Origin of the sequence: Weizmannia sp. WK01, from assembly GCF_025905465.1 — a bacterium.
Classification (GTDB): domain Bacteria; phylum Bacillota; class Bacilli; order Bacillales; family Bacillaceae_C; genus Weizmannia; species Weizmannia faecalis.
In genome coordinates this window covers 986791-999476 of the sequence record NZ_CP109616.1, presented here as the reverse complement: position 1 = coordinate 999476, position 12686 = coordinate 986791, and the positions used below count along the sequence as shown (strand labels likewise).

General features: G+C 48.2%; 11 protein-coding genes. 1 reads left to right on the top strand and 10 read right to left on the bottom strand.

Annotated elements, in window-relative coordinates; genetic code table 11:
• Nucleotides 1-149: 149 nt before the first annotated feature.
• From cccB to flaG, 10 genes are all read right to left on the bottom strand, one after another.
• Nucleotides 150-470: a cytochrome c551 gene (cccB, locus tag OF158_RS04505; RefSeq protein ID WP_017551668.1), complete on the bottom strand. Its 321-nt coding sequence runs from the start codon at nt 468-470 to the stop codon at nt 150-152.
• Between the two features lie 93 nt (nt 471-563).
• Nucleotides 564-1427 (bottom strand): YitT family protein, encoded by an 864-nt coding sequence (locus OF158_RS04500; RefSeq protein WP_017551667.1) that lies wholly within the window; start codon nt 1425-1427, stop codon nt 564-566.
• A 137-nt stretch (nt 1428-1564) separates the two neighbouring features.
• Nucleotides 1565-2666 (bottom strand): peptide chain release factor 2 gene (gene prfB, locus OF158_RS04495; RefSeq protein ID WP_100183734.1). Its coding sequence is split into 2 segments (ribosomal slippage): nt 1565-2593 and nt 2595-2666, totalling 1101 coding nucleotides; the frame shifts between segments, so codons are not numbered across the junction.
• A 90-nt stretch (nt 2667-2756) separates the two neighbouring features.
• Complete coding sequence (secA, locus tag OF158_RS04490; protein ID WP_026684157.1) at nt 2757-5273, bottom strand: preprotein translocase subunit SecA; 2517 nt, start codon at nt 5271-5273, stop codon at nt 2757-2759.
• A gap of 533 nt (nt 5274-5806) precedes the next feature.
• The gene (locus OF158_RS04485) at nt 5807-7417 is read right to left on the bottom strand and encodes a gamma-glutamyltransferase family protein (protein ID WP_172653416.1); all 1611 of its coding nucleotides are present in this window, start codon (nt 7415-7417) and stop codon (nt 5807-5809) included.
• A gap of 639 nt (nt 7418-8056) precedes the next feature.
• A complete protein-coding gene (raiA, locus tag OF158_RS04480) occupies nt 8057-8620 on the bottom strand; it encodes a ribosome hibernation-promoting factor, HPF/YfiA family (RefSeq protein WP_017551661.1) in 564 nt (187 codons plus the stop codon).
• A gap of 248 nt (nt 8621-8868) precedes the next feature.
• Nucleotides 8869-9216 carry a flagellar protein FliT gene (locus OF158_RS04475; RefSeq protein WP_026104639.1) on the bottom strand — a complete coding sequence of 116 codons (348 nt, stop codon included), beginning with the start codon at nt 9214-9216 and terminating at the stop codon, nt 8869-8871.
• Nucleotides 9213-9617, bottom strand: a complete 405-nt coding sequence (gene fliS, locus OF158_RS04470) for a flagellar export chaperone FliS (RefSeq protein WP_014095877.1) — start codon at nt 9615-9617, stop codon at nt 9213-9215. The genes OF158_RS04475 and fliS overlap by 4 nt, the downstream gene beginning before the upstream one ends.
• A gap of 18 nt (nt 9618-9635) precedes the next feature.
• Nucleotides 9636-11747, bottom strand: coding sequence for a flagellar filament capping protein FliD (gene fliD / locus OF158_RS04465; RefSeq protein ID WP_026684155.1), 2112 nt, complete (start codon nt 11745-11747; stop codon nt 9636-9638).
• A 12-nt stretch (nt 11748-11759) separates the two neighbouring features.
• Entirely contained in the window at nt 11760-12128 is a 369-nt protein-coding gene (gene flaG, locus OF158_RS04460) for a flagellar protein FlaG (RefSeq protein ID WP_017551657.1), read from the bottom strand.
• A 268-nt stretch (nt 12129-12396) separates the two neighbouring features.
• On the opposite strand from flaG, the gene OF158_RS04455 reads away from it, so the two are divergent.
• Nucleotides 12397-12648: a hypothetical protein gene (locus tag OF158_RS04455; RefSeq protein WP_017551656.1), complete on the top strand. Its 252-nt coding sequence runs from the start codon at nt 12397-12399 to the stop codon at nt 12646-12648.
• The last annotated feature ends 38 nt before the right edge of the window (nt 12649-12686 follow it).

The following is a 12686-nucleotide window of genomic DNA, read 5'->3' as shown; positions in this document are numbered from 1 at the left end:
TGTAAACGTTTAATTTTATTTTTTCGTTTTTTCAAAAAGGTCGCGTAACGCTTGCCTTTTTAGCCCATACTGAGCCGGTATTTTTGCAGTTGCTGTAGAAAAATTTCCACTTATACCAAAAAACGGGCCGGTTTTCCGGTCCGTTTTTGTCATTTTTTCTTGGAAAGCCATTTCGCGACTTTTTGGGCATCGTCTCCCTTTAAAAGCCCTTTTGGCATGTCTCCTTTTCCGTTTTCAATGACATTTAAAATCTGTTTTTCGCTGAGCTTAGAACCGATATGCTGCAAATTCGGCCCGACATTTCCTTGCAATTGATCGCCATGGCAGGCAGAACATTTTTGGTCTACCAGTTTTTCGGCATCGCCGCCACTTGCCGTGTTTTTCCCGCCGTCTGACGATGGAGATCCGTTCCCGCAGGCGGAAAGTCCAGCTGCAAGCAGAACCGCCGCCAAAGCTGCGCGCCATTTCATACGAAGCCCTCCCTCCTGTGCACATTCTTCTTCCATTATACCGAATGTCCGCCTAGGTAGGGAAAGAAATACGAAAAACGCGTAAACCGGCGGCTACGGCATGTTAAAACCTTCGCCCAGCACTTCGGCGGCATCCATCACAACAACAAATGCCTTCCCGTCAATGGTTTTAACAAGGTTTCTTAACTTAATAAATTCAGACTGATCGACGACACACATGAGAATCGGTTTTTCATGGTCGGTAAATCCGCCATATGCATGGAGCCTTGTAACCCCCCGGTCGATCTGGAACAAAATCTCTTTCCGGATATCCTCGTGTTTGTCAGAAATGATCAGTACATTTTTCGAACGGTTCAGGCCGACCTGGACGAGGTCAATGGTCTTGCTTGTGACAAACAGCCCGATGATTGCATACAAACCCTTTTCAATATCAAAAACGGCAGCTGCTGACAGGACAACAAGCCCGTCAATGCCAAGTACACATTTCCCGAGTGAGATGCCGGTAAATTTATGGATAATTTGCGCGGCCAGATCGGTTCCGCCGGTTGAAGCCCTGCCAAGAAACACAATCCCGAGCCCAGCCCCGACGCCGATTCCGCCAAAAAGTGCGGCCAGCAATGCGTCATGCGTCCACGGCTGCCAATCTTCCGTTAAAAAAACAACAAACGGCAAAAACACGGTGCCAACAAGTGTTTTAATGCCAAATTGGTAACCTAAAAAAATGAGGCCGGCAATAAATAGCGGAATGTTGAGCCCCCATTGCACGTAAGCCGGCTTCCATCCGAACACCCCGTGCAAAATCGTGCTGATCCCGCTGACGCCGCCGGACGCAATATTATTTGGAAGCAGGAAAACATTAAATGTAATGGCAACGATCGCTGATCCAGCAAGGATATAAATGTATTCTTTCAGCATCGTCCAGTATTTGTTCTCCGGCTTTCTCCTTTTCTTTGCCATTTCCCTCCCCCTTTTCATAAAAAAACGGATGCCACACACCAATATACAGGACCGCTTGTTTCGCACCCCTCTATATTTTCTGGCATTGTGGCATCCGGCCTGTCATGCGTTCAATTTTTCAGAAAAACTTTTTCTCATTACGAAATATGCGCACGCAGGTAAGCGTCAATGAACGGATCAATTTCGCCATCCATCACCGCCTGGACATTCCCTGTTTCAACATTTGTGCGGTGATCTTTTACCATCGAATAGGGATGGAACACATAAGAACGAATTTGGCTGCCCCATCCGATCTCTTTCTGTTCACCGCGGATTTCTGCCAATTGTTTCTCTTTTTCTTCTACTTCTTTTTGGTACAATTTCGCTTTCAGCATTTTCATGGCTTGTTCGCGGTTCTGAATTTGCGAACGTTCCGATTGGCAGGAGACGACAATCCCGGTCGGAATATGGGTCATCCGGACAGCTGAAGATGTTTTGTTAATGTGCTGGCCGCCTGCACCACTTGCCCGGTATGTGTCGACACGCAAATCTTCCGGCCGGATTTCCACTTCAATATTGTCGTCTATTTCCGGCATCACTTCGCACGAGACGAACGAAGTGTGGCGCCGGCCGGCTGCATCAAACGGCGAGATCCGGACAAGACGGTGAATGCCTTTTTCCGCTTTAAGATAACCATACGCATTATGCCCTTTGAAAAGAAGGGTGACACTTTTCACACCGGCTTCGTCGCCCGGGAGGTAATCAAGGGTTTCGACTTTAAAGCCTTTTTTCTCGCCCCAGCGTGTATACATTCTGAGCAGCATGGAACACCAGTCCTGGGATTCTGTACCGCCCGCGCCAGGGTGCAGTTCCAAAATCGCATTGTTCGCATCATACGGTCCGTTTAAAAGCAGCTGCAGCTCGTATTCATTTAATTTTTCCGTGAACGCTTCAAGCTCAGCCTCGAGCTCTTCTTTCAGTTCCGAGTCATTTTCTTCTTTGGCCAGTTCGTGCGTGACTTCGAGATCCTCCTGTTGCGACTCGAGTTCACGGTAGCCGTTTACCATTTCTTTTAAAGCATTGGATTCATTAATAATTTTTTGTGCTTCCTGCTGGTCGTCCCAAAAGTTCGGTTCCAGCATTCTTTCTTCCAGTTCAGCAATACGTGTCTCTTTTTCTTCTAATTCAAAGAGACCCCCTGAAACCCGCTAATTTCTTAGCTGTATTTTCCAATTCCGCTCTAATTTCTGATAACTCCATTCCATTCACCTCATTAAATTTTTCTGCTGTTTTCCGCAAAAAAGAAGGGCGGCGTTTTGCCCCTCCTTTTTTGCGTATGCCTGCCTGATTTTAAGCCTCAAGCCGGCCGTGGCAGTTTTTATACTTTTTGCCGCTACCGCACGGGCAAGGGTCATTCCGGCCGATGCGCACTTTTTTGCGGATCGGTTTTTTCTTCACAGTTGTTTCTTCCCCGCCCGGCACGACAGCCTGGCCCTTTGCCACTTCCTGGCGCTCCAGATTGGTTTGGATTTCTGCTTTCATAATATATTTTGCCGTATCTTCCTCGATGGATGCAACCATATTTTCAAACATGGCAAAGCCTTCCGACTGGTATTCGCGCAGCGGGTCGATCTGGCCGTACGCGCGCAAGTGGATCCCTTCGCGGAGATGGTCCATCGCATCAATATGGTCGATCCATTTTGAGTCAACAGAGCGCAGCAAAATGACTTTTTCAAATTCGCGCATCTGTTCCGGCCCGAATGCTTCTTCTTTTTCATCATAGCGCATCTTCACTTTTGCCATGATCAAGTCAACCATTTCGTCCGGTTCTTTTCCGAGCAAGTCTTCCCGCGAGATGTCGCCTTCACGAAGCAGATTGGTCAAGACATAATCGACAATGCCCTGCAAGTTCCATTCTTCCTCATCTTCATGAAGCGGTGCATTAGCGTTGACAACGCGTTCTACGACCGAGCGGATCATTTTTTCAACGATTTCACGCAAATTATCCGCCGTCAGTACTTCATCGCGCTGCTTATAGATGATCTCACGCTGTTGCCGGAGGACATCATCATATTGGAGCAGTTGTTTCCGGGCATCGAAGTTATTGCCTTCCACCCGTTTTTGTGCAGATTCAACGGCGCGCGACACCATTTTGCTCTGGATCGGCTGCGTATCATCCATGCCGAGCCGTTCCATCATGCTCTTCATATTATCCGATCCGAAACGACGCATCAGTTCATCTTCCATTGACAGATAAAACTGTGTGATCCCGGGATCTCCTTGGCGTCCGGAACGCCCACGCAACTGGTTGTCGATCCGCCTTGATTCATGGCGTTCAGTTCCGATAACGGCAAGGCCGCCCAGTTCCACGACACCGTCGCCAAGCTTGATATCGGTACCGCGCCCGGCCATGTTCGTCGCGATCGTGACCGCGCCTTTTTGCCCGGCCTGTTTGATGATCTCCGCTTCACGCGCATGGTTTTTCGCGTTCAACACGTTATGCGGGACGCCTTTCTTTTTCAGCATTCGGGAAATCAATTCAGACGTTTCGATCGCAACCGTCCCGACAAGTATCGGCTGGCCAAGGTCGTGCCGCTGCTTTATATCCTCAACAACGGCTCTGAACTTGCCTTCCATCGTTTTGTAAATCAAATCCGGCCGGTCATCGCGGATGATCGGGCGGTTTGTCGGGATCACGACAACACGCATGTTATAAATGTTGCGGAATTCTTCTTCTTCCGTTTTCGCTGTACCGGTCATCCCGGCCAGCTTCGCATACATCCGGAAATAGTTCTGGAATGTGATCGTGGCCATCGTCATGCTTTCGTTCTGGATCTCCACGCCCTCTTTTGCTTCAATCGCCTGATGGAGCCCTTCACTGAAACGGCGGCCTTTCATCAGGCGGCCGGTGAACTGGTCGACGATGATGATTTCCCCGTCCTGCACAACATAGTCGACATCCCGGTGCATCGCAACATTGGCTTTCAGCGCCTGGTTAATATGGTGGTTGATTGTCACATTGCGGATATCGTACAGGTTGTCGATATGAAAATATTTTTCGGCTTTCGTGATGCCATCTTCCGTCAGCAGCACGCTCTTCGTTTTCACGTCATAAGTGTAATCTTTTTCTTTTTCCAATGTACGCACAAATGCGTTCGCTTGTGTATACAGTGCCGTCGATTTTTCGGCTTGTCCGGAAATAATAAGCGGCGTCCGCGCTTCATCGATTAAAATCGAGTCGACTTCATCGATGACCGCAAAATAAAGCGGCCGCTGCACTTTTTGTTCTTGGTAGAGCACCATATTGTCGCGCAAATAATCGAAGCCGAATTCATTGTTCGTCCCGTATGTGATATCTGCTGCATATGCGGCCTGTTTTTCTTCGTTCGACATATTGGTTAAATTCAGGCCGACAGTAAGCCCAAGAAATTGGTACAGCTTGCCCATTTCCTCGGCATCCCGCTTCGCCAAGTATTCGTTCACTGTGACGACATGGACGCCTTTTCCGGACAGGGCGTTCAAATAAACCGGCATCGTCGCGGTCAGCGTTTTTCCTTCACCGGTTTTCATTTCGGCAATATTTCCTTCATGGAGCGTAATACCGCCCATCAGCTGGACATGATAAGGATAAAGCCCGAGCACACGTCTGGCGCCTTCCCGGACAACCGCAAAAGCTTCCACAAGCAGGTCATCAAGGCTCTCGCCGTTTTGGTAACGCTGCTTAAACTCTTCCGTCTTGTCGCGCAGCTGCTCATCCGACAGCTTTTCCATATCCGACGCCAATTCCTCAATCTGGTTTGCGATCTTCTCAAGATGTTTCAGTTCACGTTTGTTGGCATCAAAAACTTTGTCCAAAAAAGCCACCATTCAAAACGCTCCTTTATTTCAGTATCAAAACAGGACTTTTCGGCCCTATCGTTGTAATTGCCATGACTTTTAAATTTTAATTATAGCACAGTTTCTTTTCTGCGTCTCTTTTTTCGCCGGGTTTTCCCGGCCGTGTCAAACCAGGGTTTCCATGCTTTTTGAGGAAAGTTCCGATGATACAGCCCCGGATGCGGCCGGGTGCGTGTATTTTGTTTCCTGAAATATACCTTATTGTATTTTAACACTGAAACGGAGCGCATACAACAAAAGAACCCGGGGTGGGCAGCAGGCCCGGGCGGAAGAGACCGGATTGAGGATGCTGCCGGTGCTTAAGATTATATAAAATGAACAAAATATGGCTGCTCTGTTGCCTGCTGTAAAAAGACATCGTGCCCGGACTTGATGCAAATGGTTAGATTCCTTTTACATGGTCGGACAACCGATTCCGGCTTTTCCGGTTTGGAATGTTCAGGCCACTGTGCTGAATAAAAAATGAAGCGGCGCGCGCACTCATTTAAAATTAGAAAAGCGTTTTACCAGGCCGCAACCATGCCGTCCGCACGCGATTCCGTGCCGCCCATCAGTACGCCCGTGTCCGGATTCCGCCAGATGATCTGGCCGCGGCCGAAACCTCCCGTATCCGCAGCCACTTGAACATCATGCCCTTTTCGAATCAGCCCTTGCACAAGGTGATTCGGAAAATGGGGTTCCACCAGCACTTTTTTCCCTTCCGTCCATTGCCATCTCGGGGCATCCAGCGCCTGCTGCGGATGAAGATGAAAATCAATCGTGTTCATGATCACTTGGAAGTGGCCCTGTGGCTGCATATAGCCATCCATTACGCCAAACGGCCCGACAGCTTCCCCGTCTTTTGTTAAAAAGCCGGGAATAATCGTATGATACGTCTTTTTCCCGGCTTTCAATGCATTCACATGCGTTTCATCCAAAGAAAAATCATGCCCCCGATTTTGCAAGGCAATGCCTGTGCCCGGAACGACAATACCGGAGCCGAATCCCATATAATTGCTTTGGATATAAGAAACCATATTTCCTTCCCCGTCCGCCGCCGCCAAATAGACAGTGCCGCTCTTTGGCAGTTCATACGGTTCCGGATCCAGCGCCAGATCCCCGATCAACCTGCGCCGGTTTGCAGCATAGCCTTCCGAAAGCAAATGTGCAATGTCCGCCTTCATTTCCCCGGCATCTGTAATGAACGCTTTACCGTCCGTAAAAGCGAGTTTCATTGCCTCAATTTGTTTATGATAGGTATCCACGCAGTCTTTTTCACGGAATTCAAATCCGCGCGCAATATTGAGCGCCATCAACGCAACAAGCCCCTGGCCGTTCGGCGGCATTTCCCACACCTCATAGCCGCGGTAGCTGGTGGAAATCGGCTCCACCCATTCGGGATGATAGGCTTCCAAATCTTCCCTGCTTAAAAAACCGCCCCATTTCCGGATGAAGGCACTGATTTTTTCTGCAAGCGGCCCCCTGTAAAAACTTTCTGCTTTCGTTTCCGCAATTTCCTTCAATGCCGCGGCATGCCCGGGCGATTTCCACACTTCTCCGATTGCAGGCACCGTGCCGTCCGGCGCAAACGTGTCAAACCATGGCCGGAACATTTCTTCTTTAAAAATCGTTTGAAAACGGCGGAATGCCCTTTCCCAGTATTTTCCCAAAACCGGAGACAGCGGGTACCCTTCTTCCGCATACCGGATTGCCGGTTGCAGAACGTCTGTCAGAGGGAGCCGACCGAATTTTTCCGATAGAGCCGCCCATGCTGCCGGCGCGCCCGGCACCGTAATCGGGACCACACCATAAGCCGGCATTTTTTCATACCCCTGTTTTTTCACGGCCTCAATGGAAATCGACTGCGGGGCAGGTCCGCTTGCATTTAAACCATGCAGCTTCCCGCCCGTCCAAACCATGGCGAATGCATCTGAACCGATGCCGTTCGAAGCCGGTTCCACGACCGTTAAGGCGGCGGCTGCGGCAATAGCGGCATCAATCGCATTGCCGCCTTTTTGTAAAGCTTCAAGGCCGGCCTGGGCAGCTAACGGCTGTGAAGTGGCAACCATTCCTTTTTTGGCAAAAATGGTATTTCTGGTGGATACATAAGGATGATACAAGTAATCCAGGTTCATCATTTTCCCCCCTCGTATAAAATGCACTCTTTTTTCCTGTTCGCAAGTGTAGGCCTTGCCGGCTGCTCGTCCGCTCCGGTTTTCAGTCTGTCATCCGGGCTTTTCTCCTGCCTACCTTGCCATTTTCTTTATCCCTAAACCTATGCGCCGGCTGATTTTCATCCTTCTGCCGACGCTGCGTTCATTGCGGCATGGCGTCTAATTAGACAAAAAAGCAGACGGGGCAAATTGAAATGCCCAATTAGGTTTTCCAATTAGACAAAACCGCTAGCGAGGCAGGGCGAATTGTCCAATTGGAGCCCCTAATTAGACAAAAGATCCTTGTCTGCCAGGGATTTTGTCCCGTTAGAAGCTCTAATTAGACAAAAGAGCCACGGGGCAGTCTGTAATGTCCAATTAAGTTTTTCAATTAGACAAAACAACTGCCAAGGCAAGTCAAATTGTCTAATTAGGTCTTCTATCCCTGAACATATGCGCCGGCTGTTTTCATCAATCTGCCGGTGCCGCGTTCCTTTTCGGCTTGCGTTGTTTGCTTAAAAACCGCCCCCGGCTTTACCGGGCCCGTTTTGCATTCACCGGATGGGCCCACGCTGCAAAAGCACCCGCGGATTCACCGCGGGTGCTTGTTTCGTCCGTTCCTTATTTTGTTTCAATCAGCCCGTATTTGCCGTCTTTGCGGCGATATACGATGTTCGTATGATTTGTTTCCGCATCGGTGTAAATGAAGAAGTTATGGCCCAGAAGGTTCATTTGCAGCACTGCTTCTTCACTGTCCATCGGTTTTAAGTTAAAATGTTTGGTCCGCACAATTTGCAGTTCTGAGTCTTCTTCTTTCCTGGCTTGTTTTTCTTTAAGTCCGGTGTCCTGAGTAGTGAACAGTTCCCTCGTGCTTCCTTTTTCGCGCAGTTTCCGGTTTACTTTTGTTTTATGTTTGCGGATTTGCCGCTCCAATTTGTCAGCAATCAGGTCAATTGCCGCATACATATCCTCATTGGTTTCTTCCGCACGCAATACAACCTGCGGCATCGGAATCGTAATTTCCACTTTGGAAGTTTTATCCGGATTGACTTTAAGTTTTACATTGACGGAAGTGTCTGGCGTTTCTACGAAATACCGATCCAACTTGTTCACTTTTTTCTCAATATAATCCCGAATCGCCGGAGTTACCTCAATGTTTTCGCCACGAATGTTGTAGTTCATCATGTGGACCCCTCCTCATAACTGGCAGCCCCTTGCATACCGCGGTATGCTCGTACTTTCACTTTGAACAGTGAAAGCGCTGCCTTCTCTAATAATCTTACACTTATATATTTACACATTGCCTGTCTAAATTCCTTCTTTTTTGGCGAATTTTTCTTAGAAATATTTGTCATCCCCCTCCGATGGTGCTGTAAAAAGCAGTTTACACGGCTTTCCCTGAAAAAAAAGAAGTTCTGCATTGATCAGAACTCCTATCTTTTCCGGTCATAAAACCTTCCATCATTTAACTGCAGGGACTGGTACGGATTAATATACTGCTTCATGGACGTTTTCTTTTTCGCAGCTTGTTGGATGTCGCTCCGGATGCCGGACAGCGTTTCCTGCATCAGGGGCTTCAATTGTTTGTCAAGATCCATGATTTTTCTTCCAAGCAATTGCGCTTCAGCGGAAAAAGGCGGTTTCATGGCAGCAAGCAGCGCGCCGCGTCGGTCAAGGAGCCGGTGGACGTTTTGGATCAAGGTATCCCTCGGCTGCTCTTTATGAAATTCCGAAAGCAGCGCTTCCGTTAGCTCCAGGCAGGCGGCTAGATCGCCCATCATACTTTGCCGCCTTGCCCGTATGTTTGCCGGCGGTTCGCCTGGATGACCTGCTTCCAGGTGTCGCGGAAACCCGTTACCAACTCTTCCGCTGTATCGAGTTTTGACATATCATTTTTCACATTGGCCTGGATCAGTTCGCGCAGGATAAAATCGTAAAGGGAAAGCATCTTTTCTGCATCTTCAAATTTGCCCGTATCGAGCGTCATCATCAATTCACGGATGATGTTTTGCGCTTTTTGGATGTTTTTATTTTTTTCTTCAAAATTTTTGTTTTCAATGGCTTTTTTCGCCAAATGGATAAACTTCAGGCAGCCATTGTACAGCATCAATGTCAGCTCGCCCGGCGATGCGGTTGCAATCGAGTTGTTCTGATACGCCTGGTATGGATTACGTGTTGCCATTTGCGGCCCCTCCTTTAACTATTGCTGACTGAAAAAGCTGGATAAATAAGTATATTGGCTGTTGTATTTTTGGATCGCTTGCTCCATCGCTGTAAACTGCGCATAATAACGGTCTTCAAGCTTGTCCAGTTTGTCATTCATGTCACTAATTTTATCCGTCAAATCGTTGATGTTTTTCCCAATCGTGAACTGGGTGTTCACATAAGTGGACTTTCCGGCTTTGTCAACGATCGTGTTATACGTTTGATTGACGCTGTCGTACAGCCTTTGGACAATGCCTTTTTCCGATGTTGTGCTACCGGACGCGCGAAACAGGAGTTCAACCGAATCCGGATCGTTTTGGATCGCAGCCTTCAGCTTGTCTTCATCAATTTCCAGCTTGCCGCCTTCCAGCCAGTCGGAAGTTGTCGTGATGCCGATGCTTGATAATTGGCTGTATTCGGATGAAATATTGGCGTTATTTACTTTTGAATAAATCAATGACCGCATGTTCGACAGGGAACTTTTCAGCGTCATATCATTCCTTAAAAGGCCGCTTCTCGCTTTTTTATCCCATTGGTCCTGCTGCGTGTCCGTCAATTCCTTGCGTTGGTCGTCCGTAAGCGGCGCATAATCCGGGTAGCGGTCTTCATTCAGCTTCGACTGCACGGCATCAATCAGGCTGTTATACTGGTCCACAAAATCTTTGATGTTTTTGAAAATGGTGTCCGTATCGTTAGAGACCGTAACCGTGACGGGTGTATCAAATTTGCTTTTAAGGGTGTACGTTACGCCGTTGATGGCGAACGTGTTGGACGTACGTTCTGTTTCCAGGCCGTTCATCGTAAATTTTGCATTCTCACCGCCGGATTCTTTGCTGCCATTAAACTGCAATGTTTGATTTAAAAAATCATTGCCAGACCCGCCAATGATGATTTCATCACCGTCTTTGTTAAGGTCTCCAGTCGATTTTCTCGTGAGCGAAACCCTGTCCGCATTTGCGTCATAGTACATGCCGATCCCAAGTGTCGAATGGTTGTTTACATCTGCCATGACAGTATTTAAAGAATCCGTGCCATCAATATAAAAAGTCGCTTTATTTATACTTCCGTCTTCATTATAACTTCCGAGCGACATGGTGGCATATTTTGATGAATAAGTGACGGAAACTGTGTTGCTTTCTCCGCTTAATACAGATGAATCCGTAAACGTGATCAGGCCGGTTGAAGCATCCAGCGTACCGATCGGACTGCTTTTTCCTGTATCGGATTCTGCGTACAGTTTGTCGTTTTCGAGCACATAGTTTGTATTGTTGATTTTTAAGCTGAACGCCTGATCTCCGCCCGCATCCGTTGCGATCAAGCCATGCCCCAGCTGCATCGTTGCCGTACCCTGGGCCAATGTTTTTGTTTCTGTCACCGCCCCCGCGACATACTCCACATTGATGCTGGATCCCGAAGATACCGCACTGTCAAATGTCAACACGCCGCTTTCCGCGTTATAAACGGCATAATTGCCTTTTTCATTGTCAGGAATATTGCTTTTATCATTTACAACCTGATAGGTTTTGCCATTGACTTTTACATTCATAGCATAATAGGTAATACCGTCCGTCGTTGTTGAAACAGGCGGATTGGACAGTTTGACCGATGCCGTCGCATCCCCGTCTCCTGAAAAAGACTGGGAGACCACGACCCCGTTGTTCCAAGTAATGCCGTTTAAAAAGTTCCCGGTCTGGCTGTAAAGGCTTGCGTCCGCTTTGATTTTGGCACCGGATTTGGAAATCGTTGTTGCCGTTTCAGATCCTGATCCGCTGATTTTTGTCGCAGCCGTTGCCAGTTGCGTAACGCTTTGGATGGTTGCTGATCCGAGTGCAGCATTATTTGCCGCAGTGGCCGTCACATTATTTTCGTTTGACGAGGTTGTCGTACGCACCCTGTACTTGGTTGTCAATTTCATGTTGGACAGCGTGGAGCGGAAGTCAAAATATTTTTGGTTCAGCGTCCGGTAGTCTTCTTCCTGCCACTCCAAAATTTGCTTTTGCTGCTGCAGTTTGACCAAAGGCTGTTTTGCCGCGGTCATCATTTTTTCGACAATGGAATCGATGTCCATGCCGCTCGCAAGCCCTGTGATTCTTTGTATGGATGTCATTCAATTCCCTCCTTATACCTTTTCATCGGCCAGAATCCCGACATGGTGCAGCATATCGGCATACGTATCCAAAATCCTTTTCGGCGGAATTTCTTTAATCACCTGGTCCGTCTTGTCGTCGACAATCGTAACATAATATTCTTTCAGCTGGTCATGAAATTGAAATTTTAAATGGGTGGATGATCCGGACAAGAAATGGTTCAGCTGGTCCACCGCTTTTTTCACTTTTTCTTTCGTTTCTTCATTGGCGGGAAGGCTTTGTTCCCTGTTTTCTTTTGTCACAATTGGCCTGGCCTGATCCGCCTCGGTTGCCTTTTGTGCCTGCGGTGTGCTGTTTGCAAGAGGCGGATGCGCAGCCTGCCACTGCGTCGCTCCAATCATAGCAAGTATCTCCTTATTTTCCGGCGTGTCCCGCCCCTTGTTTCATGGCGGAACAAAACCGCTTTTTTGTCTACTATTTGTATCGGATATTTCCAGCCGTTTTTAACATCCGCCGCTTTAAAATTTCACGTTGGCGAATGCCTTACTTGAGCCGCACGGGGGATGCAGCGCAAATTTTTGGGATAAAAGGCAGATACCCATACAGACACCGGTTTTTTCACATATGCTTTATCGTACAAAAAATAATGGGGTTGAGGAGGAAAAAACTTTGAATACAGATTATCAGGGAGTTCCTTATTATGAAACATTTCACCAAGAAGATGTAAGATTGCGGCCGTGGGGTTTCCGGCCATGGGGTTTCCGGCCATGGGGTTTCCGGCCATGGGGATTCAGACCGTGGGGATTCGGTTTCGGCCCGTTCCTTGGAGGGTTTGCAGGCGGCCTAGCAACATCGGCATTGCTCGGACCGGCTTTTTACGGCGGATACGGCTTCCCGTACGGCTACGGGTTTTTCTGGTAGACTGGCGAAAGAGGCCGGCTTATCCCAATTTTGCCGGC